The organism is Actinobacillus ureae ATCC 25976 (genome assembly GCF_000188255.1).
GTDB classification, from domain to species: Bacteria; Pseudomonadota; Gammaproteobacteria; order Enterobacterales; family Pasteurellaceae; genus Actinobacillus; species Actinobacillus ureae.
Genome location: NZ_GL831081.1, coordinates 132,445 through 139,267, shown reverse-complemented (window position 1 = coordinate 139,267; position 6,823 = coordinate 132,445). Strand labels below are relative to the sequence as shown.

The following is a 6,823-nucleotide window of genomic DNA, read 5'->3' as shown; positions in this document are numbered from 1 at the left end:
TGCTTTCCTATCCCCAAAAATTTTAATGAAATTTGACCGCTTGTTTTATAAGAAGAACGTTAAAAATTATTCTGCTTTTTTAGCTGCTTCTTTTGGGAGCAGTAAGTTCATCACAATTGCGGCGATTGCGCAGAGGCTGATGCCTTTCAGTGAAAATTCGCCAACGTTAATCAGCATGCCGCCGATGCCGAAGGTCATGACTACTGAAACAATACAGAGGTTGCGAGCTTCGCCCATATCCACTTTGGCACGAATTAATGTACTCATACCGACTGCTGCGATAGAACCGAAAACTAACATCATAATCCCACCCATTACTACGCCCGGAATGGTTTGTAAGAATGCGCCCACTTTGCCGCAGAATGAAATCGCAATTGCCCAAACAGCGGCAAAGGCCATTACACGTGGGTTAAAGTTTTTGGTGAGCATAACCGCACCGGTAACTTCCGCATAAGTAGTATTTGGTGGGCCGCCTAAAAATGCTGCGGCAGAGGTTGCAACGCCGTCACCTAATAACGTGCGGTGTAAACCCGGTCTATTCATAAAATCTTTACCGGTTACCGAACTGATCGCCATAATGCCGCCGACGTGTTCGACTGCCGGTGCAAGGGCGATAGGTAATAAGTAAAGAATCGCTTCTAACTTAAATTCCGGCGTGGTGAGTTTCGGTAAGCTAAACCAAGCGGCATTAGTTACCGGGCTAAAATCAATGATGCCGAACACGAGCGAAAGGATATAACCAACTACAATTCCGAACATAATCGGGACTAATTTCATTAAACCTTTGGCAAAGACCGCTACGATAAGTGTAGTAATTAAAGTTGCCATTGAAATCAGTAAGGCGGTATTCGGTTCAATGGTTGTACCTTTACCTAGTGCCATATCAACTGCAGTCGGGGCTAAACCTAAGCCGATAATAATGATTACCGGCCCAACTACCAGCGGTGGGAAAAGTTTTTCGAGGATATTTGCCCCTTTCCATTTCACTAACGAACTTAATACGAAATAAACGAAACCGGTAAATACCAAGCCACCCATAGTGGTTGGGATGCCCCATTGCTGTACGCCGTATTGAATCGGTGCGATAAATGCGAAGGAAGAGGCGAGGAAAATAGGCACTTGACCTTTAGTACAAATTTGGAAAAGTAGGGTACCGATGCCGGCAGTAAGGAGGGCTGTATTAGGATCTAAGCCAGTAATTAACGGCATTAGTACTAAAGCACCAAATGCCACAAATAGCATTTGTAAGCCAACAAACACCTGTTTAGGTGTGCTGATAGTTTGATTTGTCATTTTTGTTTCAACTCTCGGTTTGAATTAACATACGTAAACACTACCTCACGGGATAGTCGGTGCATTATAGCTGAAAAGAAAATGACTTGCTAAACAGAAAATAAAAATCCCCTTAGTTTATTGCTAAGGGGATAAATATTAAGCATGATTTATGTCATGTTAATCCATTTCACTCATCAAAGTTGCATTACCACCGGCGGCTGCGGTGTTAATGCTGATCGATTTTTCATGTACCAGCGGTAGCAATGAAAGCGCCAATTCAAGGCTTTCCACATAAGTTAAAATCGCACTGTTACGCTCGGCATAATGTTGACGTTCTTGCATGGAAAGCGGCTCAAGTACAACTATTACACTTAATGCCGAAAGATTATTGAAGTCGTCTGTTATCATTAAGTATTCAGCAAGTTGATGTGCGTATTCCGCTAACGGTGAACCCTCTTTAATCACGGCTTTGCTGCCGCATGCTGCAATAGCAATCATTGCTTTGATTTGTTCGAGCAGTGAGCCATTACTTACTGCAACCATTGGACGAGCTTCAAAGCGTAAATAGTTATTTTCACCTGTAATGCCTTGCATTTTAAACACTTTTGCAAGCGGTGATTTTTTACGTAAATTTTGCAAGAGCGCTAACGCTTCATTTTGTTGCTCACCGGTAAGTGTTTGGCGAACGGCTTGTGCAAGTTTATCCGTTTCTATAATCGTTTCGCCTTCTAAATCAGCAAGCGTCCAAGCTTCGCTTTTTACCAAACGTTGTAAATAAAGCGGCCCACCGGCTTTTGGACCTGTACCGGAAAGCCCCATGCCGCCGAACGGTTGCACGCCGACTACAGCACCGACCGTATTACGATTAACATATAAGTTACCGGCGTGTACTTTGTCGAGCCATTGATTAATGGTGGTATCAATACGACTATGTAAACCGCTGGTTAAGCCGAAGCCGGTTGAGTTAATGTCATCAATAATTTGTTCGAATTGGGTGGCACTAAAGCGAATTACGTGTAGTACCGGGCCAAACACTTCATGTTCGATTTGTGAAATATGATCGATTTCAAGTAAGGTTGGCGGTACAAAAATTCCGCTCTGTTCCACCTCCGCTGCAATAGGCACTTGATAGTACGATTTTGCCACCGCTTTCATTTTTTCAATATACGCTAGTAAGCGACTTTGTGCAGTGCGATCGATCACCGGACCAATATCAGTATTCAGTAATTGCGGTTTGCCGACACGCAACTCCGCCATTGCACCTTTAAGCATCGTGAGAATGTGATCAGCTACATCTTCTTGCAGATAAAGTACACGCAGAGCAGAGCAACGTTGCCCAGCCGAATCAAACGCCGAGTTAAGTACATCCGCTATCACTTGTTCGCCGAGCGCGGAACTATCCATAATCAAGGCGTTTTGTCCGCCGGTCTCTGCGATAAGCGGTACGATTTTAGTTTGTTTTTGTAAATTGCGGTTGATGGTTTTGGCGGTTTCGGTAGAGCCGGTAAAAATTATGCCATTCACCCGAGGATCGGAAGTTAGTTGATTACCGATTTCCGCTCCGCTACCCGGTAAACATTGCAAAACACCTTTTGGAATACCGGCTTGATAGCATAATTCCACCGCATAATGAGCCATTAAGGAAGTTTGTTCTGCCGGCTTCGCTAATACCACATTACCGGCAACTAAAGCGGAAACGACTTCACCGGCAAAAATCGCCAATGGGAAGTTCCACGGGCTAATCGCAACGATAATTCCTCTTGGATTTTGGTAAGCTTGCGGATTGCGTTTCACTTCATTTGCATAATAATGGCAAAAATCGACCGCTTCTCTGACTTCCGCAATCGCATTATTCAGTGTTTTACCTGCTTCTCGAATTGCAAGATCGAATAAAGTCGGCATATTGTGTTCCAGTAAATCAGCGAGATTTTCGAGAATTGATGCCCTGTGCGCAGGCGGAGTCGCTTGCCAAGTGGTCTGATTTTGTTCGGCAATTACAAAAGCTTTTTCGACATCTGACGAGTGAGCGAAAATGACTTCACCGACTTGTTGGGTATTTAGTGCCGGATTGAAAATCGGTTTGGCGGTACTGCCTTCATAATAACTGTCGGCTAGTAACGGATAAGCTTTGTATTGCACTTTTGCCAGCTGATTGAGCTGTGTTTGGATGTGTTCAAGCTGCACCGCATCGCTGAGATCGTAACCTTGCGAATTAATACGATCGTTAAATAAGTGGCGAGGTAATGGAATTTTCGGGTGCATTGAGCCTGCGGTTTTTTCCGCTTTCAGCACCGGATCTTCGGTTAAACTTTCGACCGATACTCGCTCGTCAACCAATTGATTGACAAATGAACTGTTTGAACCGTTTTCTAATAAACGGCGAACTAAATAGGCTAATAAGGTTTGGTAAGAACCGACCGGCGTATAAACACGGCATTGAATATCAAGGTTTTCTTTGCCGACCACTTGGTCATATAAGGTTTCTCCCATACCGTGTAAGCATTGAAATTCAAATTTTTTACCTTTGGCAAGATGATAAATGGTAGCGAGCGTTTGTGCATTGTGGGTGGCAAATTGCGGATAGATCACATCTTGGGCGCCGAGTAATTTTTTAGCACAGGCAATGTAATTTAAATCGGTATGCACTTTACGTGAGAAAACCGGATAACCGCTGGCACAGTCTGCTTGCGCTCGTTTGATTTCGGCATCCCAATATGCACCTTTCACTAAACGAATCATTAGCTTACGTTGTTTTTCTCGAGCTTTTTGAATGAGATGGTCAATCACAGATAAACAGCGTTTTTGGTAGGCTTGTACCACAAAGCCAATACCGTCAAACTCTGCAAGTGCCGGCTCATCTAATAAACGGTCGATGAGATCGAGTGAGATTTCTAAGCGGTCGGCTTCTTCAGCATCAATATTGATGCCAATATCATAGCGTTTGGCAAGTAAACATAAGTCACGTAAACGAGGATAGAGTTCTGCAACAACACGATGGTGTTGTGCTAGCGAGTAGCGAGGATGAATTGCGGAAAGTTTTACTGATATACCGGATGATTGATAAACGCCAAGCCCTTTTGATACCGCACCAACCGCATGCACGGAAGAGACATAATCTTGATAGTAGCGCTTGGCATCTTCTTCAGTAAATGCCGACTCACCAAGCATATCATAGGTAAAGCGGAAGCCTTTGTTAAAACGAGCTTCACTATTTTTAAGGGCGATTTGAATGGTTTCACCAGTAACGAATTGTTTGCCGAGTAAGCGCATTGCAAAATCCATTCCTTGGCGGATAATCGGTTCTCCGCCTTTATTGATGAGTTGAATGAGCGTTTGGGAAAGTGAAGTTTCAGACAGAGAAAGCACTTTACCGGTAAATACCAGTCCCCATGCGGAAGCATTCACAAACAGAGACGGGCTTTTGCCTATATGCGACTTCCAATCACCTTTTGCGATTTTATCTTTAATCAGTTTGTCTCGGGTCGCTTGATCGGGAATACGTAGTAAAGCTTCAGCTAAACACATTAAAGCGATGCCTTCTTGGCTTGAAAGCGAAAACTCGTGCATCAACGCATCGACACCATTGGCTTTTTGGCGATTAGCTCGCACCTTTTCGACAAGCTGACGGGTTAGCGCTTTAATATTCGGCTGATGCTCATCCGTTTTTGCTTCAGTTAAAAGCCGCTGCACAAGTTCAGTCTCATCAATACGATAGTGTTGACTAAGAGTAGGGCGAATCGAAGTGCTAGGGAGAAGATGATATTGTTGCATAATGGGCTCCTCGGTATGTTGTGTTTGCTTGTTAACAAGCGGTCGTTTTTGTCATATTTTTTACATAACGCCAAATAAAAAAGCGATTCACTGTTAAACAGCAAATCGCTTTTGTTTTTATTTTACTTCGTCTAAATAAGACTTATCGGCTCGTTCGAAAGTCTCGATAACGTCTTTACTTGGTGCCGGCGTGATAAGTGAGATTATCACGATAGCAAACATTGCGCTGATAAATCCCGGAATCATTGAGTACATTTCAGGCAGTGAAAGCGCTACGGTTAAGTCTTTCCAGAAATAAACGATTAATGCCCCGGTTAACATACCGGCAATCGCCCCAAAGCCATTCATACGTTTCCAGAATAGTGACAATAGCACCACAGGACCAAATGCCGAGCCGAAGCCCGCCCAAGCGTCTCTGACCAATGCAAATACTTGGCTATTCGGATCTTGTGCGATATAAATGGCAAGCGCCGCTACGGCAAGCACCATCACTCGGCCAAGCCAAACTAATTCTTTATCCGTTGCAGACGGACGAATAATACCTTTATATAAATCTTCGGTAATTGCACTCGAACAAATTAAAAGCTGTGCCGATAGGGTACTCATTACCGCAGCTAAGATCGCTGATAATAAAACACCGGCAATCCAAGGATTGAATAATAATTTTGCCAATTCAATAAAGATTTGTTCATTATTTTGGTTAACGACTTGGGCATTTTCCGAGAATTTAAAGAAGTATGCCATACCAAAATAACCGATACCGATAGCGCCCGCTAAACAGATTACCATCCAAGTCATACTGATGCGGCGTGCATTCTCAAGTGATTTGACACTTTCCGCCGCCATAAAGCGCACTACAATGTGCGGTTGACCAAAATAACCTAAGCCCCATGCTAATAAGCTTAATACGCCGAGGACGGTTGTGCCGGTAAACATATCATTGTAATTTTTATTGGCAGCAACTTCGGCAAGTGCAATGTTTTCTTGCATCGCTTCAATGCCGCCTACGTTTAAGATAACGAAAACGGGCGTTAAGATCAGTGCAAATAACATCAGTGAAGCTTGAATCGTATCCGTCCAACTTACCGCTAAGAAACCGCCGATAAATGTGTAGAGAATGGTTGCAATCGCACCATACCAAATGGCATCGGCGTAAGGTACACCAAATAGATTTTCAAAAACTCGTGCACCCGCTACAACGCCGGAAGCGCAATAAACCGCAAAAAAGAGTAGGAAAATAACCGCAGATAGGATTTTGATTAGTTTGGTTTTGTCACCAAAACGGTTATGAAAATATTCGGGTAAGGTTAGTGCATCGCCACTGTGTTCCGTATGAGAACGTAAACGACCTGCAACTAATTTCCAGTTTAGGTAAGCACCGATGGTTAAGCCGATGGCTAACCAGCCTTCAATTAAGCCACCTGCATAAATTGCACTGGGTAAGCCCATCAAAAGCCAGCCTGACATATCGGACGCACCGGCTGATAATGCTGTCACAAAGCTACCTAAACGGCGACCACCTAGGATGTAGTCCGAAAGGTTATTGGTAACACGATAGGCGATAAAGCCGATTAAGATCATTCCAATGATATAAATCAGGAATGTGGTCGTGGTAGGATCAAATCCAAACATAGTTATTCCTCTTATTCTTTCTATGTTTTCATTAGCACAAAAAGGACAAATTATAGCAAAAAATATCGGTAAAATGAATTTCTATCGCTATTTTACGCATTTCTATGCGGCTTATATCGAGATAAATAAAATTAGGGGCTGTAGT

Annotated in this window: 3 protein-coding genes; all 3 read right to left on the bottom strand. The window is 43.4% G+C overall.

The window, feature by feature from the left end; all coding sequences use genetic code 11:
* Nucleotides 1-66 precede the first annotated feature (66 nt).
* Nucleotides 67-1,293 (bottom strand): uracil-xanthine permease family protein, encoded by a 1,227-nt coding sequence (locus HMPREF0027_RS08490; protein ID WP_005624218.1) that lies wholly within the window; start codon nucleotides 1,291-1,293, stop codon nucleotides 67-69.
* A 159-nt stretch (nucleotides 1,294-1,452) separates the two neighbouring features.
* A complete protein-coding gene (putA, locus tag HMPREF0027_RS08485) occupies nucleotides 1,453-5,046 on the bottom strand; it encodes a bifunctional proline dehydrogenase/L-glutamate gamma-semialdehyde dehydrogenase PutA (RefSeq protein ID WP_005624217.1) in 3,594 nt (1,197 codons plus the stop codon).
* A 117-nt stretch (nucleotides 5,047-5,163) separates the two neighbouring features.
* Entirely contained in the window at nucleotides 5,164-6,678 is a 1,515-nt protein-coding gene (putP, locus tag HMPREF0027_RS08480; protein ID WP_005624216.1) for a sodium/proline symporter PutP, read from the bottom strand.
* Between the last annotated feature and the right edge of the window lie 145 nt (nucleotides 6,679-6,823).